Source organism: Serratia sp. CY27727 (assembly GCF_052169275.1).
GTDB classification, from domain to species: Bacteria; Pseudomonadota; Gammaproteobacteria; order Enterobacterales; family Enterobacteriaceae; genus Serratia; species Serratia sarumanii.
The window spans coordinates 1-25,824 of record NZ_JBJNLB010000021.1 but is presented as its reverse complement, the minus strand read 5'-3'; the positions used below and the strand labels follow the sequence as shown (position 1 = coordinate 25,824).

The 25,824-nt window shown below is 53.6% G+C and carries 44 protein-coding genes and 1 pseudogene; 6 read left to right on the top strand and 39 right to left on the bottom strand.

Annotated elements, in window-relative coordinates:
- The first annotated feature begins 382 nt into the window (after positions 1-382).
- The gene (locus ACJ8HB_RS24810) at positions 383-925 is read left to right on the top strand and encodes a gamma carbonic anhydrase family protein (RefSeq protein ID WP_004929699.1); all 543 of its coding nucleotides are present in this window, start codon (positions 383-385) and stop codon (positions 923-925) included.
- Between the two features lie 38 nt (positions 926-963).
- Here the strand turns inward: ACJ8HB_RS24810 and aroE are convergent, their stop codons facing one another.
- From aroE to dprA, 5 genes are read right to left on the bottom strand one after another with little or no spacing between them, the layout of a single operon-like run.
- Positions 964-1,782: a shikimate dehydrogenase gene (gene aroE, locus ACJ8HB_RS24805; RefSeq protein WP_047571719.1), complete on the bottom strand. Its 819-nt coding sequence runs from the start codon at positions 1,780-1,782 to the stop codon at positions 964-966.
- Positions 1,783-1,793: 11 nt separating this feature from the next.
- Positions 1,794-2,363, bottom strand: coding sequence for an L-threonylcarbamoyladenylate synthase type 1 TsaC (gene tsaC, locus ACJ8HB_RS24800; protein WP_047570325.1), 570 nt, complete (start codon positions 2,361-2,363; stop codon positions 1,794-1,796).
- 7 nt (positions 2,364-2,370) lie between these two features.
- A complete protein-coding gene (locus ACJ8HB_RS24795; protein WP_004929705.1) occupies positions 2,371-2,916 on the bottom strand; it encodes a DNA topoisomerase family protein in 546 nt (181 codons plus the stop codon).
- Between the two features lie 25 nt (positions 2,917-2,941).
- Positions 2,942-3,415 carry a DUF494 family protein Smg gene (smg, locus tag ACJ8HB_RS24790; RefSeq protein ID WP_033650013.1) on the bottom strand — a complete coding sequence of 158 codons (474 nt, stop codon included), beginning with the start codon at positions 3,413-3,415 and terminating at the stop codon, positions 2,942-2,944.
- Positions 3,387-4,508 carry a DNA-protecting protein DprA gene (gene dprA, locus ACJ8HB_RS24785; RefSeq protein ID WP_047570322.1) on the bottom strand — a complete coding sequence of 374 codons (1,122 nt, stop codon included), beginning with the start codon at positions 4,506-4,508 and terminating at the stop codon, positions 3,387-3,389. The genes smg and dprA overlap by 29 nt, the downstream gene beginning before the upstream one ends.
- A gap of 133 nt (positions 4,509-4,641) precedes the next feature.
- Here dprA and def point away from each other — a divergent pair, with 133 nt between their 5' ends.
- From def to mscL, 5 genes are all read left to right on the top strand, one after another.
- A complete protein-coding gene (def, locus tag ACJ8HB_RS24780) occupies positions 4,642-5,151 on the top strand; it encodes a peptide deformylase (protein ID WP_015379260.1) in 510 nt (169 codons plus the stop codon).
- A 17-nt stretch (positions 5,152-5,168) separates the two neighbouring features.
- Entirely contained in the window at positions 5,169-6,113 is a 945-nt protein-coding gene (gene fmt, locus ACJ8HB_RS24775; RefSeq protein WP_047570320.1) for a methionyl-tRNA formyltransferase, read from the top strand.
- A gap of 72 nt (positions 6,114-6,185) precedes the next feature.
- Complete coding sequence (rsmB, locus tag ACJ8HB_RS24770; RefSeq protein WP_047570318.1) at positions 6,186-7,475, top strand: 16S rRNA (cytosine(967)-C(5))-methyltransferase RsmB; 1,290 nt, start codon at positions 6,186-6,188, stop codon at positions 7,473-7,475.
- A gap of 55 nt (positions 7,476-7,530) precedes the next feature.
- Positions 7,531-8,907, top strand: coding sequence for a Trk system potassium transporter TrkA (gene trkA, locus ACJ8HB_RS24765; RefSeq protein WP_033636248.1), 1,377 nt, complete (start codon positions 7,531-7,533; stop codon positions 8,905-8,907).
- A 137-nt stretch (positions 8,908-9,044) separates the two neighbouring features.
- Positions 9,045-9,461 (top strand): large-conductance mechanosensitive channel protein MscL, encoded by a 417-nt coding sequence (gene mscL / locus ACJ8HB_RS24760; protein ID WP_025304493.1) that lies wholly within the window; start codon positions 9,045-9,047, stop codon positions 9,459-9,461.
- Positions 9,462-9,519: 58 nt separating this feature from the next.
- Here the strand turns inward: mscL and ACJ8HB_RS24755 are convergent, their stop codons facing one another.
- From ACJ8HB_RS24755 to tuf, 34 genes and pseudogenes are all read right to left on the bottom strand, one after another.
- Positions 9,520-9,726 (bottom strand): alternative ribosome-rescue factor A, encoded by a 207-nt coding sequence (locus ACJ8HB_RS24755; protein ID WP_033639242.1) that lies wholly within the window; start codon positions 9,724-9,726, stop codon positions 9,520-9,522.
- 75 nt (positions 9,727-9,801) lie between these two features.
- A complete protein-coding gene (zntR, locus tag ACJ8HB_RS24750; protein WP_033636251.1) occupies positions 9,802-10,233 on the bottom strand; it encodes a Zn(2+)-responsive transcriptional regulator in 432 nt (143 codons plus the stop codon).
- Entirely contained in the window at positions 10,233-10,607 is a 375-nt protein-coding gene (locus tag ACJ8HB_RS24745; RefSeq protein ID WP_033636252.1) for a DUF1992 domain-containing protein, read from the bottom strand. Before ACJ8HB_RS24745 ends, zntR begins: the two co-directional genes overlap by 1 nt.
- A gap of 148 nt (positions 10,608-10,755) precedes the next feature.
- Positions 10,756-11,145, bottom strand: coding sequence for a 50S ribosomal protein L17 (gene rplQ, locus ACJ8HB_RS24740; protein ID WP_442520205.1), 390 nt, complete (start codon positions 11,143-11,145; stop codon positions 10,756-10,758).
- A gap of 40 nt (positions 11,146-11,185) precedes the next feature.
- The gene (locus tag ACJ8HB_RS24735; protein WP_002919219.1) at positions 11,186-12,175 is read right to left on the bottom strand and encodes a DNA-directed RNA polymerase subunit alpha; all 990 of its coding nucleotides are present in this window, start codon (positions 12,173-12,175) and stop codon (positions 11,186-11,188) included.
- A gap of 25 nt (positions 12,176-12,200) precedes the next feature.
- Complete coding sequence (gene rpsD, locus ACJ8HB_RS24730; RefSeq protein WP_004929729.1) at positions 12,201-12,821, bottom strand: 30S ribosomal protein S4; 621 nt, start codon at positions 12,819-12,821, stop codon at positions 12,201-12,203.
- A gap of 30 nt (positions 12,822-12,851) precedes the next feature.
- Complete coding sequence (rpsK, locus tag ACJ8HB_RS24725; RefSeq protein WP_004929731.1) at positions 12,852-13,241, bottom strand: 30S ribosomal protein S11; 390 nt, start codon at positions 13,239-13,241, stop codon at positions 12,852-12,854.
- A 16-nt stretch (positions 13,242-13,257) separates the two neighbouring features.
- Positions 13,258-13,614, bottom strand: coding sequence for a 30S ribosomal protein S13 (rpsM, locus tag ACJ8HB_RS24720; protein ID WP_004929734.1), 357 nt, complete (start codon positions 13,612-13,614; stop codon positions 13,258-13,260).
- 148 nt (positions 13,615-13,762) lie between these two features.
- Positions 13,763-13,879, bottom strand: coding sequence for a 50S ribosomal protein L36 (gene rpmJ, locus ACJ8HB_RS24715; protein WP_002227352.1), 117 nt, complete (start codon positions 13,877-13,879; stop codon positions 13,763-13,765).
- Positions 13,880-13,912: 33 nt separating this feature from the next.
- Entirely contained in the window at positions 13,913-15,244 is a 1,332-nt protein-coding gene (secY, locus tag ACJ8HB_RS24710) for a preprotein translocase subunit SecY (RefSeq protein WP_004929740.1), read from the bottom strand.
- A gap of 7 nt (positions 15,245-15,251) precedes the next feature.
- Positions 15,252-15,686 carry a 50S ribosomal protein L15 gene (gene rplO, locus ACJ8HB_RS24705; RefSeq protein WP_004929742.1) on the bottom strand — a complete coding sequence of 145 codons (435 nt, stop codon included), beginning with the start codon at positions 15,684-15,686 and terminating at the stop codon, positions 15,252-15,254.
- Positions 15,687-15,689: 3 nt separating this feature from the next.
- On the bottom strand, positions 15,690-15,869 hold the full coding sequence (gene rpmD, locus ACJ8HB_RS24700) for a 50S ribosomal protein L30 (protein WP_048232028.1): 180 nt from the start codon (positions 15,867-15,869) through the stop codon (positions 15,690-15,692).
- A gap of 6 nt (positions 15,870-15,875) precedes the next feature.
- Positions 15,876-16,376, bottom strand: a complete 501-nt coding sequence (rpsE, locus tag ACJ8HB_RS24695) for a 30S ribosomal protein S5 (protein WP_004929747.1) — start codon at positions 16,374-16,376, stop codon at positions 15,876-15,878.
- A 14-nt stretch (positions 16,377-16,390) separates the two neighbouring features.
- Complete coding sequence (gene rplR, locus ACJ8HB_RS24690) at positions 16,391-16,744, bottom strand: 50S ribosomal protein L18 (RefSeq protein ID WP_004929748.1); 354 nt, start codon at positions 16,742-16,744, stop codon at positions 16,391-16,393.
- A 9-nt stretch (positions 16,745-16,753) separates the two neighbouring features.
- Positions 16,754-17,287 (bottom strand): 50S ribosomal protein L6, encoded by a 534-nt coding sequence (gene rplF, locus ACJ8HB_RS24685; protein ID WP_004929751.1) that lies wholly within the window; start codon positions 17,285-17,287, stop codon positions 16,754-16,756.
- A 14-nt stretch (positions 17,288-17,301) separates the two neighbouring features.
- Positions 17,302-17,694 (bottom strand): 30S ribosomal protein S8, encoded by a 393-nt coding sequence (gene rpsH / locus ACJ8HB_RS24680; RefSeq protein ID WP_004929753.1) that lies wholly within the window; start codon positions 17,692-17,694, stop codon positions 17,302-17,304.
- Between the two features lie 30 nt (positions 17,695-17,724).
- Positions 17,725-18,030: a 30S ribosomal protein S14 gene (rpsN, locus tag ACJ8HB_RS24675; RefSeq protein WP_004929754.1), complete on the bottom strand. Its 306-nt coding sequence runs from the start codon at positions 18,028-18,030 to the stop codon at positions 17,725-17,727.
- Between the two features lie 13 nt (positions 18,031-18,043).
- Positions 18,044-18,583, bottom strand: a complete 540-nt coding sequence (gene rplE / locus ACJ8HB_RS24670; protein ID WP_033636253.1) for a 50S ribosomal protein L5 — start codon at positions 18,581-18,583, stop codon at positions 18,044-18,046.
- Between the two features lie 14 nt (positions 18,584-18,597).
- Complete coding sequence (gene rplX / locus ACJ8HB_RS24665) at positions 18,598-18,912, bottom strand: 50S ribosomal protein L24 (RefSeq protein WP_004929758.1); 315 nt, start codon at positions 18,910-18,912, stop codon at positions 18,598-18,600.
- 9 nt (positions 18,913-18,921) lie between these two features.
- Complete coding sequence (gene rplN / locus ACJ8HB_RS24660) at positions 18,922-19,293, bottom strand: 50S ribosomal protein L14 (protein WP_000613954.1); 372 nt, start codon at positions 19,291-19,293, stop codon at positions 18,922-18,924.
- Between the two features lie 172 nt (positions 19,294-19,465).
- A complete protein-coding gene (gene rpsQ / locus ACJ8HB_RS24655; RefSeq protein WP_004929760.1) occupies positions 19,466-19,720 on the bottom strand; it encodes a 30S ribosomal protein S17 in 255 nt (84 codons plus the stop codon).
- Positions 19,721-19,912, bottom strand: a complete 192-nt coding sequence (gene rpmC, locus ACJ8HB_RS24650) for a 50S ribosomal protein L29 (protein WP_004929762.1) — start codon at positions 19,910-19,912, stop codon at positions 19,721-19,723. It abuts the gene before it with no gap.
- Positions 19,912-20,322 (bottom strand): 50S ribosomal protein L16, encoded by a 411-nt coding sequence (rplP, locus tag ACJ8HB_RS24645; RefSeq protein WP_004929764.1) that lies wholly within the window; start codon positions 20,320-20,322, stop codon positions 19,912-19,914. Before rplP ends, rpmC begins: the two co-directional genes overlap by 1 nt.
- 12 nt (positions 20,323-20,334) lie before the next feature.
- The gene (gene rpsC / locus ACJ8HB_RS24640) at positions 20,335-21,033 is read right to left on the bottom strand and encodes a 30S ribosomal protein S3 (protein WP_004929766.1); all 699 of its coding nucleotides are present in this window, start codon (positions 21,031-21,033) and stop codon (positions 20,335-20,337) included.
- Positions 21,034-21,050: 17 nt separating this feature from the next.
- The gene (gene rplV / locus ACJ8HB_RS24635) at positions 21,051-21,383 is read right to left on the bottom strand and encodes a 50S ribosomal protein L22 (protein WP_002223844.1); all 333 of its coding nucleotides are present in this window, start codon (positions 21,381-21,383) and stop codon (positions 21,051-21,053) included.
- Positions 21,384-21,397: 14 nt separating this feature from the next.
- The gene (rpsS, locus tag ACJ8HB_RS24630) at positions 21,398-21,676 is read right to left on the bottom strand and encodes a 30S ribosomal protein S19 (RefSeq protein ID WP_004929772.1); all 279 of its coding nucleotides are present in this window, start codon (positions 21,674-21,676) and stop codon (positions 21,398-21,400) included.
- Between the two features lie 14 nt (positions 21,677-21,690).
- The gene (rplB, locus tag ACJ8HB_RS24625; protein WP_004929775.1) at positions 21,691-22,515 is read right to left on the bottom strand and encodes a 50S ribosomal protein L2; all 825 of its coding nucleotides are present in this window, start codon (positions 22,513-22,515) and stop codon (positions 21,691-21,693) included.
- A gap of 18 nt (positions 22,516-22,533) precedes the next feature.
- Positions 22,534-22,836: a 50S ribosomal protein L23 gene (gene rplW / locus ACJ8HB_RS24620; protein ID WP_004951179.1), complete on the bottom strand. Its 303-nt coding sequence runs from the start codon at positions 22,834-22,836 to the stop codon at positions 22,534-22,536.
- On the bottom strand, positions 22,833-23,438 hold the full coding sequence (rplD, locus tag ACJ8HB_RS24615) for a 50S ribosomal protein L4 (protein ID WP_004929779.1): 606 nt from the start codon (positions 23,436-23,438) through the stop codon (positions 22,833-22,835). The genes rplW and rplD overlap by 4 nt, the downstream gene beginning before the upstream one ends.
- 10 nt (positions 23,439-23,448) lie before the next feature.
- Positions 23,449-24,078, bottom strand: coding sequence for a 50S ribosomal protein L3 (gene rplC / locus ACJ8HB_RS24610; RefSeq protein WP_015379265.1), 630 nt, complete (start codon positions 24,076-24,078; stop codon positions 23,449-23,451).
- 32 nt (positions 24,079-24,110) lie between these two features.
- Positions 24,111-24,422 (bottom strand): 30S ribosomal protein S10, encoded by a 312-nt coding sequence (gene rpsJ / locus ACJ8HB_RS24605; protein ID WP_001181005.1) that lies wholly within the window; start codon positions 24,420-24,422, stop codon positions 24,111-24,113.
- Positions 24,423-24,801: 379 nt separating this feature from the next.
- Positions 24,802-25,281 (bottom strand): bacterioferritin, encoded by a 480-nt coding sequence (gene bfr, locus ACJ8HB_RS24600; RefSeq protein WP_033636255.1) that lies wholly within the window; start codon positions 25,279-25,281, stop codon positions 24,802-24,804.
- 73 nt (positions 25,282-25,354) lie between these two features.
- On the bottom strand, positions 25,355-25,549 hold the full coding sequence (bfd, locus tag ACJ8HB_RS24595; protein WP_015379266.1) for a bacterioferritin-associated ferredoxin: 195 nt from the start codon (positions 25,547-25,549) through the stop codon (positions 25,355-25,357).
- 131 nt (positions 25,550-25,680) lie between these two features.
- Positions 25,681-25,824, bottom strand: a pseudogene (gene tuf / locus ACJ8HB_RS24590) (elongation factor Tu); the annotation flags it as partial.

Sequence of the window (25,824 nt, the reverse complement as noted above, 5' to 3'; positions counted from 1 at the left end):
TGGAGTGCCCACACAGATTGTCTGATAAATTGTTAAAGAGCAGTGAGTTAGGCGCTTTCGCTTGCTAACTCGAGGTGGCGTATATTACGCTTTCCTCTTTCAGAGTCAACCCTAATTTTTAGGATTTTTTCTCTTTCTTCCCGGCCGCTGTGTGAAGTGAATCACTTGCGCCGTGTCGATGGAGGCGCATTATAGGGATCCGAGTTTTTTGCACAACCCCTTTTTTGATCTTTTCTTTCTGTTTGCACACTTTTCAGCCCTTCCGTGTGGATCTTGTGCGATCAGGGCCATTTTCAGCAGGATCCGGCGCTGCCGTTGGTTGTAATTCCATCGCCAGGGTCTAGTATTGCCGGTAAATATGATCCCGACGTGAGGCAGCACTATGTCCGATGCAGTACGTTCTTATCTTCAATACACCCCCAAACTCGGTCAGCGTGTCTTGATCGATCCTTCCAGCGTCGTGATCGGCGACGTCGATCTGGCGGATGACGTCAGTATCTGGCCGCTGGTCGCTATCCGCGGTGACGTCAATGCGGTAAAGATCGGCGCGCGCAGCAATATTCAGGACGGCAGCGTACTGCATGTGACTCACCGTTCCGAACACAACCCAGACGGTTATCCCCTGCTGATTGGGGAAGACGTGACCGTGGGTCATAAAGCCATGCTGCACGGCTGCGCCATCGGCAACCGGGTGCTGGTCGGTATGGGCTCGATCCTGTTGGACGGTGTAGTAGTAGAAGACGACGTAATGATTGGCGCCGGCAGTTTGGTGGCGCCGGGCAAACGGCTGGCCAGCGGCTATCTCTATATGGGGAGCCCGGCACGCCAGGTTCGGCCGTTGACCGCCGCCGAGTTGGAAGGATTGCTTTATTCTTCTAACAACTATGTGCGTTGGAAAGATGAATATCTGTCGGAAGACATCTGACGGCCACCCCGTTCCCTATATAGAGAACGGGGTGGGAATTATGCCGCCAGTTCGCTGCGCAGCTGGCGCAATACCGGCTCGATCTCTGGCATCACTCCGTGCCAAAGCAGGAAAGCATGCGCCGCCTGCCCCACCAGCATGCCCAGCCCATCGGCATATTCCGTTGCCCCTTGCTGCTGCGCCCAGGCCAGGAACGGCGTGACGCCCTGCTGATAGAACATGTCATAGCAACGGGTTTGCGCGTTCACCACGCCTGAGGGCAACGCCGGGATCTCCCCGCTGATGCCGGACGCCGTCGCGTTGATCACCAGATCGAACGCTTGCTGATTCAGTTGATCCATCGGCGCCGCCGAGATCTCTCCCAGATGCCGGAAAGCGTCGGCCAACTCCTGGGCGCGGTTGAAGGTGCGGTTGGTGATCGTGAGCCGGCAGCCGAAAGACAGCAGCGGCAGGATCACGCCGCGCGCCGCGCCGCCGGCCCCCACCAGCAAGATGCGATCCTGCGGCCGGATCAATTGCTGACGCTGCAGATCGGTCAGCAAACCGATGCCGTCGGTGTTGTCCCCCAGCAGATCGCCATTCGGCAATACCTTCAGGGTATTGACCGCGCCGGCCATCGCTGCGCGCTCGCTCAGCTCGGAAGCGGCCTCATAAGCGCGCTCTTTGAAAGGCACCGTGACGTTCGCCCCCTGCCCTCCGGCGCGGATAAATTCCTGTAGGCTGGTTTCAAAACCGTCCAACGGCGCCAACACCGCCCCATAGGGATGCTCTATGCCAGTCTGGGCAGCGAACAGCGCATGAATCCGCGGCGACTTGCTGTGGCCGATAGGGTTGCCAAATACCGCAAACTTCTCCATGCCCATTACCTCTAGCCCTGACGGATCTGTTCGCCGGTCAGAGCATCTCTGATTTCGGAAGGGTTAAGACGGCCGCCGACCTTGCCGGCCAATACCGGGAAGGCCTCGCCGAATTGCCGCGCGACTTCATCCGCACTGCGGCACGGCTCCAGCCCACTGAGATTGGCGCTGGTCGACACCAGCGGCTTGCCGTAATGCCGGCACAGCTGCTGCACCAACGGATGATCGCTGACGCGCACCGCCAGCGAGCTGAAACGCCCGGTCAGTAAACGTGGCGTCTCCGGGCGAGCAGGCAACACCCAGGTTACCGGCCCAGGCCAGCTGGCGAACATCGTCACGCGCTGCTGTTCGCTGAGCGCGCTGTCGTCGATATAGGGCTTAAGCTGCGTATAGTCGGCGGCGATCAGAATCAGCCCCTTTTCCCACGGCCGCTGTTTCAATGCCAGCAAAGCATTGACCGCCTGTTCGCTGTCGGGATCGCACCCCAGGCCGAATACCGCTTCGGTGGGATAGGCAATCACCTGCTGTTGATGCAAAGCATCGATGATAGATAAAAGGTTCGGGCTTAATTCTGAGTTCATGATGTGATTATTCTGTAGTCGCCACGGGTTTTCCGCACAGCTTGCTGGCACAGCACAGGACGGGGCCTTTTGCCGTACGTTTTTCCATCAGCAGCGGGTAATGGCAATAGGCGCATTCACCGGCGACGGGTTTAACATTGAGGGCGAATTGGCATTCCGGATAACGATCGCAGGAATGAAAAACCTTGCCGTAGCGCGATTTACGCTGCAACAGCTTGCCCTGACCGCACTGCGGACAGGTAATGGCGGTTTCATCAGGCTTATCGATCACTTCAGTGTGATCGCACTGCGGATAATCGCTGCAACCGATAAACATGCCATAGCGCCCCTGGCGCAGCACCAACGTCGCCTGACACTTCGGGCACTGCTGCCCATCCAGCACCTTGACGACATGCCCGTCGGCCTGCGCTTTCAGAGGCCGAATATATTGGCATTCAGGGTACTGGGAACAGCCGAGGAAGGGGCCGTGGCGACCGCTACGGATCACCAGCTCGGCCCCGCATTCCGGACAGGGTTCATTTTGCCTGGCGGCAAAAATCGCGTTTTTTGTCATAACGTCTTCTATGCGCGTTATCGGCTCAATGCAGATAACCTTCGTTCACTTCAAACAACAGTTCTTCCATTTGCTGATAGGCGCTTTCATATCCGGGAATATTAAACAGCACCATCAACACGACCCATTTCAGATCTTCGAGATCGAATTCCGCATTATCCAAAGCCATAACGCGGTCGATAACCATTTCACGGGTTTCGAGGTTCAATACCTGAATCTGTTCCAGGAACAGGAGAAAACCACGGCAGCCGGCGTCCAAACGCGCGCTTTCCTCTTCGGTGTAGATCCGCATTGCCAGCGGATCGGCATCCATAAAGTAAGGCGCATTTTGACCTTCTTGCAGGTCAGCCAGCTTCTCAAGCCAATTCAACGCGTTGTAGATATCATCCCGATGAAACCCCGCTTGGGCGAGATCATCGGTCAGTTGATCCTGATCGACGCGCATCTCTGGTTCATTGTGGATATAAGTTTCAAACAAGTACATGAGTACGTCGAACATGGCTTGCCCTCCTTATTCGGACATAGCCGCCGGGTACAGCTGCGATCCACCCTGCTAACTCCAGTTCTAGTAACTTGATTACCACCACTGGCACAGGTTGGCCGGCACGTTCAGCGACGACGTCAACAGGTGTCACCTCATCTCCTACGTTAGCCAACACATCAGCAAATGGCAATTCAACTTCAGCCTGCGACGCACAAATAGTTGTATTTTCGTTCAGTGGCAGCCATTGAAGGCCGCTTCCCAGCAATTCTGCGATATCTTTCGGCCCGGTAACCAGATGCGCGCCCTGCTGAATTAGCCAGTGCGTGCCTTCGCTCATCGGGTTCCCTAACGGCCCCGGCAAGGCGAATACCTCACGCCCCTGCTCCAGCGCATAGCGGGCCGTCACCAGGGTACCGCTGCGCAACGAGGCTTCTATGACCAGAACGCCCTGGCTCAGTCCGCTGATAATGCGGTTGCGGCGCGGAAAATGGTCGGCCAGAGGCAAATCGGTGACCAAATGATCCGAAATCACCGCGCCGCCCTGCTCGACAATCTGCTCCGCGAGCCTGCGGTGCCGGCGTGGGTAAACATTGGCCAACCCGCTGCCCAATACCGCTACCGTGCAACCGCCGGCCGCCAGCGCTGCGCGATGGCAAATGCCGTCGATGCCGATCGCCAAACCGCTGGTGATGGTGAAACCGCAACGCGCCAATTCCGCGGCGAAATGATTGGCCCAACGCTCGCCGTAGTGGCTGAACTGCCGGCTGCCAACCATGGCGAGCTGCGGGCGCAGCAACGCTTGAGGATCGCCCTCGATCAGCAAAAACAGCGGCGCATCGTCGATCTGGGCCAGGCGTTCCGGATAGCCGGCCGCCCCATAGTTCAGCATACGGTGCGCCGGCAGTTCCAGCCAACGCAAGCTAGTCGCCAGATAAGCGGGATCCGCTTGGTTGAACTGCGCCCGCTGCCGCTCGTTCAATCCCAGTTCACGCAACGCGCTGCGAGGCTCGCGCCCCATTTGCGATAGCTGCCGCACGATCCGGCTGGCCACGACGGTCTGCAGCCCCGTTACCCCTCGCATCCGTAAAGCGATCTCTTCCGGCCGCATCGTCTGTTCCCTCAGCAAAAACGGTGGTATTACCAATCTGAGCAATTGGTGCGCAATGCTGTCAATCAGGCCGGGAAATGTCTAGAATAGAGGTTAAACCTCGTTCATTACTCGGATACAGATCTAAAGATATATGTCAGTCTTGCAGGTATTACATTTCCCAGACGAGCGTCTGCGCAAAGTCGCAGCGCCGGTAAAAGAAGTCAATGCAGATATCCAGCGCATCGTGGATGATATGTTTGAAACCATGTACGCAGAGGAAGGCATTGGCCTGGCTGCGACTCAGGTGGATATCCATCAGCGCATTATCGTGATCGACGTCTCCGAGAATCGCGATCAGCGCCTGGTGCTGATCAACCCCGAGCTGCTGGAAAAGAGCGGCGAAACCGGCATCGAGGAAGGCTGTCTTTCCATTCCCGAGCAGCGTGCGTTGGTACCACGTGCCGCGCAGGTGAAGATCCGCGCGCTGGATCGCGAAGGCAAACCTTTCGAACTGGAAGCGGACGATCTGCTGGCGATCTGCATCCAGCACGAGATGGATCACCTGATGGGTAAACTGTTCGTCGATTACCTGTCGCCGCTCAAGCGTCAGCGCATTCGTCAGAAACTGGAAAAAATGGCCAAGCTTCAAGCCCGCGCCTAACCGATCAGGAAATCAACGTGTCTGACTCTTTACGGATTATTTTCGCCGGAACACCAGACTTCGCAGCGCGTCATCTTGACGCGCTGTTGTCATCTGAGCACCAGATTGTCGGCGTTTTTACCCAGCCCGACCGCCCGGCAGGCCGCGGCAACAAGCTGACGCCAAGCCCGGTAAAAGTGCTGGCTGAGCAACACCAACTGCCGGTATTTCAGCCCAAATCGCTGCGCCCCGAAGAGAACCAGCGCCTGGTGGCCGATCTTAACGCCGACGTGATGGTGGTGGTTGCCTACGGGCTGATCCTGCCGCAGGCGGTGCTGGATATGCCGCGTCTCGGTTGCATCAACGTACATGGCTCGCTGCTGCCTCGCTGGCGCGGTGCGGCGCCGATCCAGCGCTCGCTCTGGGCCGGCGACAGCGAAACCGGCGTGACCATCATGCAGATGGACGTCGGTCTCGATACCGGCGACATGATGCACAAGATTGCCTGCCCGATTGAGAGCAGCGATACCAGCGCCAGTCTCTACGACAAGCTGGCGCAGCTCGGCCCGCAGGGCATGCTGACGACGCTGCGCCAAATGGCCGACGGCAGCGCCACCCGCGAAGTGCAGGACGAAGCGCTGGTGACCTACGCCGAGAAGCTGAGCAAAGAAGAAGCTCGCCTGGACTGGACGCTGTCCGCCGAACAACTGGAGCGCTGCATCCGCGCCTTCAACCCTTGGCCGATCAGCTACTTCACCATCGACGAGCAACCGGTGAAAGTCTGGCAAGCCAGCGTACTGGCGCAAAGCGCCAATGCGGAGCCGGGCACCGTTGTCCATGCCGACAAGCACGGCATTCAGGTGGCGACCGCCGACGGCATCCTCAATCTGATCCAACTGCAGCCCGCCGGCAAGAAACCGATGTCGGCGCAGGACCTGTTAAATTCACGTCGTGAATGGTTTACCCCGGGTAACCGGCTGTAAGTCACCCCACTGCCCGGCCGTTCATCGCCGGGCCGTTATTTTCTTAATGCCGATCGTTATCAGCTTCAGCCTATGAAAAATAATTACAATCTCCGCAGCATCGCTGCCAAAGCTATCGGCCAGGTGCTGGATCAAGGGCAGTCGCTCAGCACTGTCCTGCCAACACTCCAAACCGCCATCAGCGATAAGGACCGCGGGTTGCTGCAGGAACTGTGCTTCGGCACGTTGCGCGTGCTGCCGCAGCTCGAATGGTGCATTCAACAATTGATGGCCAAGCCGCTGACCGGCAAACAGCGTACGCTGCACTATCTGCTGATGGTCGGCCTGTATCAGCTGCTGTATACCCGTATCCCGCCGCACGCCGTATTGGCCGAAACCGTGGAAGGCGCGGTGGCGCTGAAACGCCCACAGTTGAAAGGCCTGATTAACGGCGTCTTGCGGCAATTCCAGCGCCAGCAGGAAGAGCTGCTGCAGCGCGCCGCCAACAATGACAGCCGCTATCTGCACCCGAGCTGGTTGCTGAAACGCATTCAACAAGCCTATCCCGCCAACTGGGAACAGATCGTCGACGCCAATAACCAGAAGCCACCAATGTGGCTGCGCGTCAACCGCCTGCATCACACCCGCGAAGCTTATCTGCAGTTGTTGACCGACGCAGGCATCGCCGCGGAGCCTCATTCAGACTATGCCGACGCGGTGCGTTTGCTGGCGCCTTGCGCCGTGACCGATCTGCCTGGGTTCGCCGACGGCTGGGTCACCGTGCAAGATGCCTCAGCCCAGGGCTGTGTCGATCTATTGGATCCGCAAGACGGTGAACAGATCCTCGATTTGTGCGCCGCGCCTGGCGGCAAAACCACGCATATTCTGGAAGCGGCGCCGAAAGCGCACGTCATGGCGGTCGATATCGACGAACAGCGCCTGGCACGGGTGAAGGAAAACCTGCAGCGCCTGCGTTTGCACGCAGAGGTTAAGCTGGGCGATGGCCGCACCCCGCAGCAATGGTGCGGTGACAAGCTGTTCGACCGGATCCTGCTGGACGCGCCTTGTTCCGCCACCGGCGTGATCCGCCGTCACCCCGACATCAAATGGCTGCGCCGCGATCGCGACATCGCCGAACTCGCCGCGCTGCAGGCCGACATCCTGGAAGCCGTCTGGCCCCATCTGAAATCGGGCGGCGTGATGGTTTACGCTACCTGCTCTATCCTGCCAGATGAAAACAGCAGCCAGATCGCCGCGTTCTTGCAGCGCCACGCCGATGCCAAGCTGGTTGAAACCGGCGATGCGCAGCGGCCGGGGCGGCAGAATATCCCGCATCCCGAGGACGGCGATGGCTTCTTTTACGCTAAGCTGATTAAAATGTAATGCTTCGGGGTGTGCGTGCGCGCCCTAAGTCTTTCAGTGTGAAGCAGAGAACACGATGAAAATAATTATTCTTGGTGCCGGTCAGGTTGGCGGGACGCTGGCGGAAAACCTGGTGGGTGAAAACAACGATATCACCGTCGTCGATACCGATTCCGGCCGGCTGCGTCAGCTGCAGGATAAATTCGATCTGCGGGTGGTTCAGGGGCACGGCTCTCATCCTCGGGTGCTGCGCGAAGCCGGCGCAGAAGACGCCGACATGCTGGTCGCCGTCACCAACTCCGACGAAACCAACATGGTTGCCTGCCAGATCGCCTATTCTCTGTTCAATACCCCCAACCGTATCGCCCGTATCCGCGCGCCGGAATATATCCGCGAGTCGGAGAAACTGTTCCTGCCGGAAGCGGTGCCGATCGACCATCTGATTTCACCGGAGCAGCTGGTCATCGACTATATCTACAAGCTGATTGAATACCCCGGCGCGCTGCAGGTGGTCAACTTCGCCGAAGGCAAGGTCAGCATCGCTGCGGTTAAAGCCTATTACGGCGGCCCGCTGGTCGGCAATGCGCTCTCTTCGATGCGCGAACACATGCCGCATATCGACACCCGCGTCGCCGCTATTTTCCGCCAGGACAGACCAATACGTCCGCAAGGCTCGACCATTATCGAAGCCGGTGATGAAGTCTTCTTCGTCGCCGCATCACAGCACATCCGCGCGGTGATGAGCGAACTGCAGCGGCTGGAAAAACCCTATAAGCGCATCATGATCGTCGGCGGCGGCAACGTCGGCGCCGGCCTGGCTGCCAAGCTGGAAAAAGACTACAACGTCAAACTGATCGAGCGGAACCAGCAACGCGCCGCCGAACTGGCCGAGCAGCTGCACGATACCATCGTGTTCTACGGCGATGCCTCCGACCAGGAGCTGCTGGCCGAAGAGCACGTCGAACAGGTGGATGTCTTCATCGCCATCACCAACGACGATGAGGCCAACATCATGTCCGCCATGCTGGCCAAGCGCATGGGCGCCAAGAAGGTGATGGTCTTGATCCAGCGCCGCGCCTATGTCGATCTGGTGCAGGGCAGCGTGATCGATATCGCCATTTCGCCGCAGCAGGCGACCATCTCCGCCCTGTTGGGGCACGTGCGCAAAGCGGATATCGTCAGCGTCTCGTCGCTGCGCCGCGGCGTGGCGGAAGCGATCGAAGCGATTGCCCACGGCGATGAAAGCACGTCCAAAGTGGTCGGCCGCATCGTCGAAGATATCAAGCTGCCACCGGGTACCACCATCGGCGCGATCGTACGTGGCGACGACGTGATCATCGCCAACGGCAACAGCAAAATCGAACAGGGCGATCACGTCATCATGTTTATTACCGACAAGAAATTCGTGCCGGACGTTGAACGCCTGTTCCAACCGAGCCCGTTCTTCTTGTAGAACGAATTTATTAGGCGATGGTCTATAATTGCGTAGTTGTTCTCTGCCTTGGGGGGAGATAAAACTTCTCTCCTTTTGTGGCAAAGGGAAATTGCTTTGTTAAACTTGAGTTATTAATTCTGCAAGGGGTGCGTTCTATGAGTATGTTGAAAGAGTTTCGCGAATTTGCCATGCGTGGCAACGTGGTCGATTTGGCCGTCGGTGTGATTATCGGTGCTGCATTCGGCAAGATTGTTTCGTCCTTCGTGGCCGATATCATCATGCCACCTCTGGGCCTACTGATCGGCGGCGTCGACTTTAAACAGTTCCATCTGGTATTACGTGAAGCTCAGGGCGCCGTCCCGGCGGTGGTAATGAACTACGGTTCATTCATTCAAACCGTATTCGACTTCGTGATTGTCGCCTTCGCCATCTTCCTGGCGATTAAATTGATGAACAAAATGCGCCGCAAGCAGGAAGAAGCCCCGGCAGCGCCGCCAGCACCTACCGCAGAAGAGAAACTGCTGACGGAAATCCGTGACTTGCTGAGCCAGCAACAGCAGCCAAAACTGTAAAACAGCGTTTGGTTATGCCAATAAAAAGCCACCTGACGAAGGTGGCTTTTTTAATGTCTTAAAACCAGAAGGCCAGTGGTAAATTATCGCTTGATAGTTTACCACTGGCCTCCCAGTTACCGCCTTTATTGTGTTTTTCTTTACGCCGATAGCTGCCTTTGCCTTTCACATTCTTTTCTACTCGTTGACGGAATAGCGGATCATGCAGCAGCGCCTCAATGGCGTTATCTTGAATCTGACCTTTAGTGTGACGATATTTCGTCATGATAATGCTCCTGTAAAAGGTGTGGTGATAAAACGGGGCGATAATACTGCCGGCGGTATAAAAATTAAAGTGCCGTCAGCAACCTTTTTTGCCTTTTTCATCGCTGGCGCCCTGTTCCAAGGCTTCCAGAATAGAACAATAATTGCTGGTATGGGCAGTGCCGCAGCAGGCATCACTCAGCCGCTTCAGCGATTCGCGCATGCGAGTCAGCTCCGCCAACTTACTTTCCACTTCGCTCAGGCGCGCATCGACGATCGACTTCGACTCCTGACAGGTATGATGTTCAGGATCGACGCGGATCGACAGCAGCTCAGCGATCGTTTCCAGAGTAAATCCCAGCTGCTTGGCATAGCGAATAAAGCGCAGCCGCTGCAGATCCTGCTCGGTGTAGAGCCGATAGCCGCCTTCGGTGCGGACATTGTGATCCATCATGCCCTGCTTTTCATAGTAACGCACGGTATCCGGCGTCACTTCGGCAAGCTTGGCCAACTGACCTATCTTGAACATTACTTCTCCTCCCGGGTGAATTTGCCGTCCAATGCACGCTGATATTCACCATGCAAGAAATCCGTACTCATCCCAGCCTGACGCAACCGGTGCTCCAGCAGCGCCATGCGTTTGCTGAGTTCGACATAGTCCTGATGCTCACTGTTAATCCCTTGCAGCAAACGAGCAACAGTCAACGCCTCTTTGCGATCTTCCAGCTCCGGCGGCAGGTAACCGGCATTTTTCAGCAAACGGTAACCGGCGCGCAGTTCAGCCGGGACCGCGCTGTCATCTTCCAGCGCCAACGGTTGACCCTGGCCGGGCAGATTGTCGAACTCGCCTTTATCCTGGGCATCAAGGATATGGCGTTCCGCCCATTGATCGAGCAGCCCCATGAAAGACAGCCTCGGTTAGCCTAATGATTAAGCCTTAGCATAGCGGATAGGGGCGGGGATCTTAAGCGCAGCGGGGGAATTACGCACATTTGGCTGGGTTTGGACGTAAAAAAACCGGGCAAGCCCGGTTTTTTTACGCGTCTACAGATTACTCTGCAGTTGCTACTTCTGCTTGAGACTCAGCACGATCAACCAGCTCGATGTATGCCATCGGCGCGTTGTCGCCTGCGCGGAAGCCACACTTCAGAATGCGAGTGTAACCACCGGCACGGCTCGCTAAACGCGGGCCCAGCTCGTTAAACAGTTTTGCCACGATCTCGTTATCACGAGTACGGGCGAATGCCAGACGACGATTAGCTACGCTGTCGGTCTTGGCAAGAGTAATCAGCGGCTCAACAACGCGACGCAGCTCTTTTGCTTTTGGCAGGGTCGTCTTGATGATCTCATGACGAACCAAAGAGCCGGCCATGTTACGGAACATAGCCTGGCGATGGCTGCTGTTACGGTTCAGTTGACGACCACTCTTACGATGGCGCATGACCTTATCCTTCTCAGTAAAACCTTAACCTGTGATCCGGTTACTCGTCAGCAATGCTTGCCGGCGGCCAGTTTTCCAGGCGCATGCCCAGAGACAGACCACGTGAGGCCAGCACGTCTTTAATCTCGGTAAGAGATTTTTTACCCAGGTTTGGCGTTTTCAGCAACTCAACCTCGGTACGCTGTACCAGATCACCGATGTAGTGGATAGCTTCTGCCTTGAGGCAGTTAGCAGAGCGGACAGTCAATTCCAGATCGTCAACAGGGCGCAGCAAGATCGGATCGAATTCCGGTTTCTCTTCTTTAACTTCCGGCTGACGTACATCACGCAGGTCAACGAAAGCTTCAAGTTGTTCAGCCAGAATGGTGGCCGCACGGCGGATCGCCTCTTCAGGATCGATCGTGCCATTGGTCTCCATCTCGATGACCAGCTTATCCAAGTCAGTACGCTGTTCTACACGCGCAGCTTCAACATTGTAGGCGATACGCTCTACAGGGCTGTAGCAGGCGTCAACCAACAGACGACCGATTGGGCGCTCATCTTCTTCCGAATGAATTCGGGCAGAAGCCGGCACATAACCGCGACCGCGCTGAACTTTGATACGCATGCTGATAGCCGCGTTCTCATCAGTCAGGTGGCAGATCACGTGCTGAGGCTTGACGATTTCGACATCACCATCATGGGTGATGTCGGCAGCGGTCACAGGGCCAATGCCAGATTTATTCAGGGTAAGAATAACTTCGTCTTTGCCTTGAACTCTCACCGCCAGCCCTTTCAGGTTGAGCAGGATCTCCAGGATATCTTCCTGTACGCCTTCTTTGGTGCTGTACTCATGCAGTACACCATCAATCTCAACCTCGGTCACCGCGCAACCCGGCATAGATGAAAGCAGAATACGGCGCAGTGCGTTGCCAAGAGTATGGCCAAAGCCACGCTCTAAAGGCTCAAGGGTCACCTTGGCGTGCGTCGAACTGACTTGCTCGATATCTACCAGGCGCGGTTTTAGAAACTCTGTCACAGAACCCTGCATTGTGTCCTCTCTTTGGTACTAAGCTTTACTTGGAGTAAAGCTCGACGATCAGGTGTTCGTTAATGTCCGCAGACAGATCGGTACGTTCAGGCATACGCTTGAACACGCCTTCCATCTTAGCAGCATCAACTTCCAGCCAAGTCGGCTTTTCACGCTGCTCAGCCAGCTCCAGAGAAGCTTTAACACGAGACTGCTTTTTAGCTTTCTCGCGGATGCTGACTACGTCATTCGGAGATACCTGATAAGAAGCGATGTTAACAACGCGACCGTTTACCATAACTGCTTTGTGGCTAACCAGCTGACGTGACTCTGCACGAGTAGCGCCGAAGCCCATACGGTAAACAACGTTGTCCAGACGACCTTCCAGCAGCTGCAACAGGTTTTCACCGGTGTTGCCCTTCAGGCGGGTTGCTTCTTTGTAATAGTTACGGAATTGACGCTCCAGAATGCCGTACATACGGCGAACTTTCTGCTTCTCACGCAACTGAACACCGTAATCAGACAGACGCGGTTTACGCGCACCGTGCTGACCAGGTGCTTGTTCAATTTTACACTTGGAATCGATCGCGCGAACGCCAGACTTAAGGAACAGGTCTGTGCCCTCACGACGGCTCAGCTTGAGCTTAGGACCCAAATATCTTGCCATTTTCTTTCTCCAACAATCCTAAAAGCTGCGTTACACGCGGCGCTTTTTCGGCGGACGACAACCGTTATGAGGGATCGGAGTCACATCAGTAATGTTAGTGATGCGGAAACCAGCCGCGTTCAGAGCGCGGATAGTAGACTCACGACCAGGACCAGGTCCTTTAACCATAACTTCCAGGTTCTTGATACCGTATTCTTTTACTGCGTCAGCACAACGTTCTGCTGCAACCTGTGCTGCGAACGGAGTGGACTTACGAGAACCACGGAAACCGGAACCACCGGCTGTTGCCCAACCCAAAGCATTACCCTGACGATCAGTGATGGTAACGATGGTGTTGTTGAAAGAAGCATGGATATGAGCCACGCCGTCAGAGACTTGCTTTCTTACACGCTTACGTGTACGAACAGGTGCCTTTGCCATTATTCAATAACCCCGATTATTTCTTGATCGGCTTGCGCGGACCCTTACGGGTACGAGCGTTGGTCTTGGTGCGCTGACCGCGTACCGGCAGACCACGACGATGACGCAAACCACGATAGCAACCAAGGTCCATAAGACGCTTGATGCTCAGGGTAATTTCACGACGCAAATCACCCTCAACGGTGTATTTGGCAACTGCATCACGAAGCTTTTCGATTTGCTCTTCAGACAGCTCACTGATCTTAACATTTTCAGCAATACCCGTGGATGCACAGATAGCCTGTGAACGGGTTTTACCGATACCGAAGATCGACGTTAAGGCGATAACGGTATGTTTATGATCAGGAATGTTAATGCCTGCTATACGGGCCACTATGCACTCCTACTATTTTATACAGCAACACCATTCTGAAAAGCCCGTTTTCAGGATACTCAAATAGTGTTGCAGTGCGACATACAAAAGATTGGCTGGCTAATCTAGCCAGCTCAACCCAACTTTGCAAGAAAAATATGCGAGATAATCAGCCTTGACGCTGTTTATGCTTCGGCTCGGCGCTGCAAATCACACGAACGACACCGTTACGCTTAACGATTTTGCAGTTACGACATAATTTCTTGACGGAAGCACGAACTTTCATTTTTACTCTCCGTAACTTCTCAAACGAATCTGACTAGCGGTTATAGCCTTTCAGATTTGCTTTCTTCAATGCAGACTCGTACTGACTTGACATCATCAGAGTTTGCACTTGAGCCATAAAGTCCATGATGACGACAACCACGATCAGTAGCGAGGTACCACCAAAGTAGAATGGTACTTTCATTGCATCACGCATGAACTCCGGGATCAGGCAGATGAAAGTAATGTACATCGCGCCCACCAGGGTTAAACGCGTCATTACTTTATCGATATACTTCGCCGTTTGCTCTCCCGGACGAATTCCTGGTACGAAGGCACCGGACTTCTTCAGGTTATCTGCTGTCTCACGCGGGTTGAAGACCAACGCCGTGTAGAAGAAACAGAAGAAGATGATTGCAGACGCATAGAGTAACACATAAAGCGGTTGCCCTGGCTGCAAATACAGCGAAATCGTAGTCAGCCAGTTCCAACCGGTACCGCCCCCAAACCATGATGCAATCGTGGCCGGGAACAGAATAATGCTGGAAGCGAAAATCGCCGGGATAACACCCGCCATGTTCACTTTCAACGGTAAATGTGTGCTCTGTGCTGCATAAACACGACGACCTTGTTGACGCTTCGCATAGTTAACGACGATACGACGTTGACCACGCTCGATGAAAACAACGAAGAAGGTTACTGCAAACACCAATACTGCAACCAACAGCAGCAGGAGGAAGTGCAGGTCGCCTTGCCGCGCTTGCTCGATAGTATGGGCCACTGCCGGCGGGAGCCCCGCTACAATACCCGCGAAGATAATGATCGAGATACCGTTGCCGATACCGCGTTCAGTAATCTGCTCACCCAGCCACATCAGGAACATTGTCCCGGTTACCAGGCTCACAACCGCAGTAAAGTAGAATGCAAAGCCTGGATTTAACACCAGGCCCTGCATACCAGGCATATTCGGCAGACCGGTAGCAATACCGATCGACTGGAATATGGCCAATACCAGCGTACCGTAACGGGTGTACTGGCTAATCTTGCGACGGCCAGCCTCCCCTTCTTTCTTGATTTCCGCCAACGCTGGATGAACCACCGTCAGCAGCTGGATAATGATCGACGCCGAGATATACGGCATGATCCCCAGAGCAAAGATAGAAGCACGGCTGAGGGCACCACCAGAGAACATATTAAACATTTCAATGATAGTGCCTCTCTGCTGCTCAAGCAATTTGGCAAGCACAGTGGCATCGATACCAGGAATCGGAATGAAAGAGCCGATGCGGAAGACAATCAGCGCGCCGATGACAAACAAAAGTCTGCGCTTCAGCTCGCCGAGCCCGCCTTTAGCACTTTGAAAATCTAATCCTGGTTGCTTAGCCATCTGCTACTTATTCCTCAATTTTACCGCCAGCAGCCTCGATAGCAGCACGAGCGCCTTTGGTGACACGCAGACCACGCAGGGTTACCGGACGAGCGACTTCGCCAGAAAGTACAACTTTCGCGAATTCGATCTGGACACCAACTACGTTAGCGGCTTTCAGCGCGTTCAGGTCGATAACATCGCCTTCAACCAGAGCCAGTTCAGACAGACGAACTTCTGCCGTGATCATCGCTTTGCGTGAAGTGAAGCCGAATTTCGGCAGACGACGGTACAGAGGCATCTGACCACCTTCGAAACCACGACGTACGCCACCGCCAGAACGAGACTTCTGACCTTTGTGACCACGGCCGCCGGTTTTACCCAGGCCAGAACCAATACCACGACCTACACGCTTAGGCGCATGCTTGGCACCTTCAGCCGGAGACAGAGTATTTAAACGCATCTGTTACTCCTCAACTTTAACCATGTAGGAAACCAGGTTGACCATACCGCGAACAGCAGGAGTATCCTCGCGCTCTACGGTGTGACCAATACGACGCAGACCCAGACCGAGCAGAGTAGCTTTATGCTTCGGCAGACGGCCAATTGAGCTGCGAGTTTGTGTAACTTTAATAGTCTTAGCCATGGTCAATTACCCCAGAATGTCGGCAACGGATTTACCACGCTTAGCAGCGACCATTTCAGGAGACTTCATATTCGCCAGAGCGTCGATAGTTGCACGAACCACGTTGATCGGGTTGGTGGAACCATAAGCTTTAGCCAATACGTTGTGCACCCCAGCAACTTCGAGAACGGCGCGCATTGCACCGCCCGCGATGATACCGGTACCTTCATGAGCAGGCTGCATGAACACGCGAGAACCCGTGTGAGCGCCCTTAACAGGGTGCTGCAGGGTGCCGCTGTTCAGCGCGACGTTCATCATGTTGCGACGGGCTTTTTCCATCGCTTTCTGGATCGCTGCTGGAACTTCGCGTGCTTTGCCGTAGCCAAAACCAACGCGACCGTTACCATCACCAACTACAGTCAGTGCGGTAAAGCTGAAAATACGGCCACCTTTTACGGTTTTAGATACGCGGTTTACCGCGATCAGCTTTTCCTGCAGTTCGCCAGCTTGTTTTTCGATGTGAGCCATCTTAAACCTCTTCCTTAGAACTGAAGGCCAGCTTCACGGGCAGCATCTGCCAGTGCCTGGACTCGACCATGATATTGGAAACCGGAACGGTCAAAGGATACTTTCGCAATCCCTTTTTCCAACGCGCGCTCAGCCAGAGCTTTACCTACGGCTGCTGCTGCGTCTTTGTTACCGGAATACTTCAGTTGCTCCGCGATAGCTTTTTCTAAAGTAGAAGCGGCTACCAGTACTTCAGAACCGTTTGGAGCAATCACCTGTGCGTAAATGTGACGCGGGGTACGATGTACCACCAGGCGGGTTGCACCCAGCTCTTGGAGCTTGCGGCGTGCGCGGGTCGCACGACGGATACGAGCAGATTTCTTATCCATAGTGTTACCTTACTTCTTCTTAGCCTCTTTGGTACGCACGACTTCGTCGGCGTAACGAACACCTTTGCCTTTGTAAGGCTCAGGACGACGGTAAGCACGCAGATCTGCTGCTACCTGGCCAATTACCTGCTTATCAGCGCCTTTCAGCACGATTTCAGTTTGGCTTGGGCATTCAGCAGTGATACCTGCCGGCAGCTGGTGATCGATAGGGTGAGAGAAGCCCAGGGCCAAATTCACCACGTTGCCTTTAACGGCAGCACGATAACCAACACCTACCAGTTGAAGCTTTTTGGTGAAGCCTTCGGTAACACCAACAACCATTGCGTTCAGCAGAGCGCGCGTGGTACCCGCTTGAGCCCATGCGTTAGCAAAACCTTCGCGCGGAGCGAAAGTCAGTGCGTTAGCTTCTTGCTTCACTTCAACGGCGTCGTGGATAGTACGAGTCAACTCGCCGTTTTTACCCTTAATCGAAATAACCTGACCGTTGAGTTTTACCTCTACGCCGGCAGGAATGACGACGGGTGCTTTTGCAACACGAGACATTCTTTCCTCCCGAATTAAGCTACGTAGCAGATAATCTCGCCACCAAGACCAGCCTGGCGAGCTGCACGATCGGTCATAACACCTTTAGAGGTAGAAACAACAGCGATACCCAAACCGGCCATAACTTTTGGCAGCTCATCTTTTTTCTTGTAGATGCGCAGACCTGGACGGCTGATACGTTGAATGCTTTCTACCACAGCTTTGCCCTGGAAGTACTTCAGTACCAGTTCCAGAACAGGCTTGGCGTCGCCTTCGATTTTGAAATCTTCAATAAAACCTTCTTCCTTCAGCACGTTGGCAATTGCCACTTTCAGCTTGGAGGAAGGCATGGTGACCGCAACTTTGTTCGCGGCTTGACCGTTACGGATACGGGTCAGCATATCCGCGATCGGATCTTGCATGCTCATCTGTCTTTACTCCCGTGATTCAATTGGTAATTACCAGCTAGCCTTTTTCAAGCCTGGTACTTCACCGCGCATAGCGGCTTCACGAAGCTTAATACGGCTCAACCCGAATTTGCCCACATAACCATGTGGACGGCCAGTTTGGCGGCAGCGTTTACGCTGACGAGACGGGCTGGAATCACGCGGCAGAGTTTGCAGCTTGAGAACGGCATTCCAACGATCTTCATCGGATGCGTTCACATCAGAGATAATAGCTTTCAGTTCAGCGCGTTTTGCAAAGAACTTGTCAGCTAATTTCACGCGCTTGACTTCGCGTGCTTTCATTGATTGCTTAGCCATCAGTAACCCTGCCTTACTTGCGGAACGGGAAGTTAAAAGCAGCCAGCAGCGCGCGGCCTTCATCATCAGATTTCGCAGTAGTGGTAATGGTAATATCCAAACCACGAACGCGATCGACTTTGTCGTAGTCGATTTCTGGGAAGATGATTTGCTCACGCACGCCCATGCTGTAGTTGCCACGGCCATCGAATGACTTGGCGGACAGGCCACGGAAGTCACGGATACGTGGAACAGCAATGGAGATCAGGCGCTCAAGGAACTCCCACATGCGTTCGCCACGCAGAGTTACTTTACAGCCGATCGGATAGCCCTGACGGATTTTGAAGCCTGCAACAGATTTGCGGGCTTTGGTGATCAACGGTTTTTGACCGGAGATAGCTGTCAGGTCCGCTGCGGCGTTATCCAGCAGTTTCTTGTCAGCAATCGCTTCACCAACACCCATGTTCAGGGTGATCTTCTCGACCCGAGGGACTTGCATGACAGAGTTGTAATCAAACTGAGACATCAGTTGTTTGACTACCTCGTCTTTGTAGTAATCATGCAGTTTCGCCATCGTATTACTCCAAATTACTTGATAGTTTCGCTGTTAGATTTGAAGAAACGGACTTTTTTGCCGTCTTCGAATCTAAAGCCTACACGGTCAGCCTTGCCGGTAGCCGCGTTGAAGATAGCAATGTTAGAAACCTGAATTGCAGCTTCTTTTTCAACAATGCCGCCTGGTTGGTTCAGAGCCGGAACCGGCTTCTGGTGTTTCTTAACCAGGTTGATGCCTTCAACAATGACCTTGCCAGCAGACAGGACATTTTTTACTTTACCGCGCTTACCTTTGTCTTTCCCGGTAATCACGATAACTTCGTCATCACGACGGATCTTCGCTGCCATGTTCGCTCCTTAGAGTACTTCTGGTGCCAGAGAGATAATTTTCATGAACTTCTCATTACGCAGTTCACGAGTTACCGGCCCAAAAATACGCGTACCGATTGGCTGCTCGCTGTTATTGTTCAAAATAACGCATGCATTGCCATCGAAGCGAATGACAGAACCGTCCGGGCGACGTACACCCTTCTTGGTGCGCACCACTACCGCCTTCAGAACATCGCCTTTCTTCACCTTACCGCGAGGAATTGCTTCCTTGATGGTAATTTTGATGATGTCGCCGACGCCTGCGTAGCGACGGTGCGAGCCACCTAGAACCTTGATACACATTACGCGACGTGCACCGGAGTTGTCGGCGACGTTCAGCATAGTCTGTTCTTGGATCATTTTAGTGCTCCGCTAATGTCAACTACTACTTTAAAGACCCAAGTAAAAATTAGGCCGTTGAAAAGCCCCATAACCGAGGGCGCAGCATTATAACACCGCTTACTTGGTATGGGTAGAAAAAATAAACGGCTCATTTTCTGAGCCGTTTATTAAGTGAGAGCCAGCTACTCTATTACAGAATCGCTTTCTCTACAACGCGAACCAGCGTCCAGGACTTGGTCTTGGACAGTGGGCGGCATTCGCGGATTTCCACCACGTCGCCGGTACCACATTCGTTGTTCTCGTCATGTACGTGCAGCTTGGTCGTACGTTTGATGAATTTCCCGTAGATCGGGTGCTTCACAGTACGTTCGATAGCAACAACGATGGATTTCTCCATTTTATCGCTAACAACACGACCCTGCAGGGTACGGATAACTTCAGTCATTTACACACCCGCCTTTTGAGTCAGTAAAGTCTTAACGCGTGCGACGTCACGACGCACTTGTTTCAACAGGTGAGTTTGTTGCAGCTGGCCACTGGCCGCCTGCATGCGCAAGTTGAATTGCTCACGCAGCAGGTTGAGCAGCTCGGCATTCAGCTCTTCAACGCTTTTTTCACGCAGCTCTTGTGCTTTCATTACATCACCGTCTTAGTTACAAAGGTGGTTTTGATCGGCAGTTTCGCTGCTGCCAGTTTGAATGCCTCGCGGGCAACCTCTTCTGGCACGCCGTCCATTTCGTACAGGACCTTACCAGGCTGGATCAGGGCAACCCAATACTCCACGTTACCCTTACCTTTACCCATACGCACTTCCAGCGGCTTCTCGGTGATCGGTTTGTCCGGGAATACACGGATCCAGATCTTGCCTTGACGCTTAACTGCACGAGTCATTGCACGACGAGCTGCTTCGATTTGACGAGCAGTCAGACGGCCACGGCCAACAGCTTTCAGACCGAAAGTGCCGAAGCTAACATCCGTACCTTGCGCCAGACCACGGTTGCGGCCCTTGTGCACCTTACGGAATTTTGTACGCTTTGGTTGTAACATCAGCGACTCTCCTTACTTGCGGCCTTTACGCTGCTGCTTTTTAGGTTGAGCAGCCGGTTCCGGTTGTTCAACTGCAGCCATACCACCCAGGATCTCACCTTTGAAGATCCATACCTTAACGCCGATTACACCATAAGTGGTGTGCGCTTCAGATGTGTTGTAGTCGATGTCCGCACGCAGAGTGTGCAATGGAACACGACCTTCGCGGTACCATTCGGTACGTGCGATTTCAGCGCCGCCAAGACGGCCGCTTACTTCAACTTTGATACCTTTAGCGCCAAGACGCATTGCGTTCTGTACTGCACGCTTCATAGCACGACGGAACATCACGCGACGTTCCAGCTGAGAAGTGATGCTGTCAGCAACCAATTTAGCGTCGAGTTCCGGTTTACGGACTTCGGCGATGTTGATCTGTGCAGGAACGCCAGCGATGTCCGCTACGACCTTGCGCAGTTTTTCGACGTCTTCACCTTTCTTACCGATAACGATGCCTGGGCGAGCAGTGTGAATGGTCACACGGATGCTCTTCGCAGGACGCTCGATAACGATGCGAGAAACGGAAGCTTTCGACAGTTCCTTAGTCAGGAATTGACGAACTTTAAAGTCGCTGTCCAGGTTGTCAGCGAATTCTTTGGTATTCGCATACCAAGTAGAGTTCCAAGGTTTGACAATACCCAGGCGAATACCATTAGGATGTACTTTCTGACCCATTGCTAGTCTCCAGAGTCTCAGCGATCGGACACAACCACAGTAATGTGGCTGGTGCGCTTCAGGATGCGATCTGCACGACCTTTTGCACGCGGCATAATGCGCTTCATGCTTGGGCCTTCGTCTACGAAGATTTTCGTAACTTTCAGATCATCGATGTCAGCGCCATCGTTGTGTTCTGCGTTAGCAATGGCAGACTCCAGCACTTTCTTAACCAGACCAGCAGCTTTCTTGTTGGTGTAGGTCAGAGTTTCCAGAGCTTGCGACACTTTCTTACCGCGAATCAGGTCAGCAACAAGGCGAACCTTCTGAGCAGAAGAACGAGCGTGGCGATGTTTAGCGATAGTTTCCATCTCTTCCTCCTACCTTAGCGCTTTTTAGCTTTTTTATCAGCCGCATGGCCGCGATAAGTACGAGTCGGCGCGAATTCACCCAGTTTGTGACCGACCATTTCATCGGAAACGAACACTGGTACGTGCTGACGACCATTATGGACAGCGATGGTCAAACCGATCATGTTAGGAAAGATCGTTGAACGACGGGACCAAGTGCGCAAAGGCTTCTTGTCACCGCTTTCCACCGCTTTCTCTACCTTCTTCAGCAAGTGCAGGTCAATAAAAGGACCTTTCTTGAGAGAACGTGGCATGGCTTATCCTCTAATTATTTTTTGCTACGGCGACGTACGATGAACTTATCAGTACGCTTGTTGCTACGGGTCTTCTTACCTTTGGTCTGAACGCCCCACGGAGTTACCGGGTGCTTACCAAAGTTACGACCTTCACCACCACCGTGCGGGTGATCTACCGGGTTCATCGCCGTACCGCGAACGGTAGGACGAACACCACGCCAACGTGCAGCACCTGCTTTACCCAGAACGCGAAGCATGTGTTCAGCGTTACCGACTTCACCCAGGGTGGCGCGGCAATCAGCTGGAACTTTACGCATTTCGCCGGAGCGCAGACGCAGAGTTACGTAGGAACCATCACGAGCAACGATCTGAACGTAGGCACCAGCGGAGCGAGCCATCTGGCCGCCTTTACCTGGTTTCATTTCTACGTTGTGAACCGTTGAACCAACTGGAATGTTGCGCATCGGCAGGGTGTTACCCGCTTTGATTGCAGCATCAACGCCAGATTGAATCTGGTCACCAGCTTTCAGGCCTTTCGGCGCCAGGATGTAACGGCGTTCGCCGTCTTTGTACAGAACCAGCGCGATGTTCGCGGAACGGTTCGGATCGTACTCCAGACGCTCAACCACAGCAGGGATACCGTCTTTGTTGCGCTTGAAGTCAACCAGACGATAATGTTGCTTGTGGCCACCACCGATATGACGGGTGGTGATACGGCCATTGTTGTTACGACCACCGCTTTTGCTCAGTTTTTCCAGCAGCGGGGCATAAGGTTTACCCTTGTGCAGCTCAGGGTTAACCACTTTAACAACGTGGCGACGACCCGGAGATGTAGGTTTACATTTAACAATTGCCATTGTTCTTACTCCTCCGACTTACTCTGCGCCGCCGATGAAGTCCAGATTCTGGCCTTCTTTCAGGGTGACGTAAGCTTTTTTCCAGTCGCTACGACGACCAACACGCTGACCGTGACGCTTCACTTTCCCTTTAACTACCAGGGTGTTCACGTCTTCGACTTCGACTTCAAACAGTTTCTGCACTGCAGCTTTGATTTCTGCTTTGGTCGCGTCTTTGGCAACTTTGAGAACGATGGTGTTGCTTTTTTCCATCGCAGCGGATGCTTTTTCAGATACGTGCGGTGCACGCAGCACTTTCAGCAAACGTTCTTCACGGATCATGCCAGCATCTCCTCAACTTGCTTCACAGCATCAGCAGTCATAACCACTTTGTCGAAGGCGATCAGGCTAACCGGATCGATACCTGCTACATCGCGCACGTCAACCTTGTACAGGTTGCGAGCTGCCAGGAACAGATTCTCATCCAGTTCACCGGTCACGATCAGCACGTCTTCCAGAGCCATATCTTTCAGTTTCTGTGCCAGCAGCTTAGTTTTAGGCGCTTCTACAGAGAACTTCTCGACAACGATCAGACGATCTTGACGTACCAGTTCGGACAGGATGCTTTTCAGCGCGCCGCGGTACATCTTTTTGTTTACTTTCTGACTGTGGTCCTGTGGCTTAGCAGCAAAGGTCACGCCGCCTGAACGCCAGATCGGGCTCTTTACAGAACCTGAACGCGCACGGCCGGTGCCTTTCTGACGCCATGGCTTTTTGCCGGAACCAGTTACTTCAGCACGGGTCTTCTGAGCACGGGTACCTTGACGGGCACCTGCTGCATAAGCAACAACAACCTGGTGTACCAGCGCTTCGTTGAAATCACGACCGAAGGTAGTTTCGGAAACAGTCAGCGCGCTTTGCGCGTCTTTCAATACTAATTCCATTGCTATCCCCTTACGCCTTCACAGCTGGTTTAACGATCAGGTTGCCACCGGTTGCGCCCGGTACAGCACCCTTAACCAGCAGCAGGTTGCGCTCAGCGTCAACACGTACTACGTCCAGGCTCTGAACGGTTACGCGCTCATCACCCAGGTGGCCAGCCATTTTCTTGCCTTTGAACACTTTGCCCGGAGTCTGGTTCTGACCGATAGAACCCGGAACGCGGTGAGACAAGGAGTTACCGTGGGTAGCGTCTTGGGTACGGAAGTTCCAGCGCTTAACAGTGCCAGCAAAACCTTTACCTTTAGAAGTACCGGTAACATCGACTTTTTTAACGTCAGCGAAGATTTCTACGCTAATTTCCTGACCTGCAGCGAATTCTTGACCTTCTTCCAGGCGGAATTCCCACAGACCACGGCCAGCTTCAACGCCAGCTTTAGCGAAATGGCCCGCTTCCGGCTTGGTTACACGGTTAGCTTTTTTGCTACCGGTGGTAACCTGAACGGCACGGTAACCGTCGGTGTCCAGGCTTTTAACCTGAGTCACGCGGTTCGCTTCAATTTCAATTACGGTTACTGGGATAGAAACGCCATCTTCAGTGAAGATACGGGTCATACCCACTTTTTTACCGACTAAACCAATCATTGTTTCAACCTCTCAATCGCTCAATGACCTGATTAACCCAGGCTGATCTGCACGTCTACACCGGCAGCCAGATCCAGACGCATCAGAGCATCAACGGTTTTCTCGGTTGGCTCAACGATGTCAACCAGACGCTTGTGAGTGCGAATCTCGTACTGATCGCGCGCGTCTTTGTTGACGTGCGGAGAAATCAGAACGGTAAAGCGCTCTTTGCGAGTTGGCAGCGGGATCGGACCACGGACTTGCGCACCAGTGCGCTTTGCAGTCTCGACGATTTCCGCGGTTGATTGATCGATCAGACGATGATCAAACGCTTTCAGGCGGATACGGATTCTTTGGTTCTGCATGAGACCAGAGCTCCAATTATTTATAAACGTAAATAATTACTCCTCACACCCATTTCGATTGATGGGGGAGTGTAATCGTCAACATATAACCCCCATATCGGGAGTATTGTTCGAGAGGCAAAAAAGGCCTGCCAATCGACTGATTCGCTAAAATCAGGCTTACCAAGATTAGGTAAGCCCGCGCATTATACGCAAAATGGCCGAGGAAGCAAGCCGCAGTTGGAAATATGCTCAGGAAATCGTCATTTTTGCGCGCTCAGATGCAGTCGCGAGATGAAGGCGGCAAACAGGGTATGAATTATGCTTGGTAGGGACGCTCCCCTGCCCCACCGTAAAAACGGTTGCCGGCAGGAGAAACGATGACGAACAGAAGGCAGGTTTACTCTTTGCGCTCTAGAACCTGAGCCTGGGCATAGTTTTGAATACCGAGGCGAGCGATCAGATCCAGCTCGGTTTCCAGCCAGTCGATATGCTCTTCTTCATCGGCCAGGATGTCGATCATTAAATCGCGGCTGACGTAATCGTGGATCGAGTCGGCATAGGCGATACCTTCGCGCAGGTTTTTGGCACCCGCCAGCTCCAGCGCCAAATCGGAACGCAGCATCTCTTCAATGTCTTCGCCGATGTTCAGCTTGCCGAGATCTTGCAGGTTCGGGATCCCTTCCAGGAACAGGATACGCTCGATGTAGCGATCGGCATGTTTCATTTCGTCGATCGACTCGTGGTACTCCTTGTCGTTGAGGCGCATTAACCCCCAATTCTTGAACATGCGGGCGTGCAGGAAATATTGATTGATGGCAACCAGCTCGTTACCGAGCAGCTTGTTGAGGTGAGCAATGATCTTTTTATCGCCTTTCATAGGTAATTCCTCCTGGCCAGTTCTAAAAGTGTAGAACCTGTAAGCCAAGAGTCAAAAATAACCTTACCCTTTGTTAGGCAACTTCATGCATTGGGATGATAGTTCCGCGTTCCTCCACCATAATCTGTCTTGCCTGACGAATGCACTTTCCACAATCGGTACCAATCGGCACAAGTTCACGCAGCTGCTTCATGGTATGGGGATTGTGCTGACGCACCGCATTACGGATCGCTTTGTCAGTCACCGCATTACACAGACATACATACATAGAGAGACTCACTTCTTAACCAATGCACTGAGTCTAAATGGGAATGGTTTTTATTTCAATTAAGATTTAAACAAATTGCATAAAAAAAGGGCACCGAAGTGCCCTTTTTTGTGTCGAAAAATTATTCGCGATTAAGCGATAACTTTAGCAACAACGCCTGCGCCAACGGTACGGCCGCCTTCACGGATTGCGAAACGCAGACCGTCGTCCATCGCGATTGGGTGAATCAGGGTTACAACCATGTTCACGTTGTCGCCTGGCATTACCATCTCTAC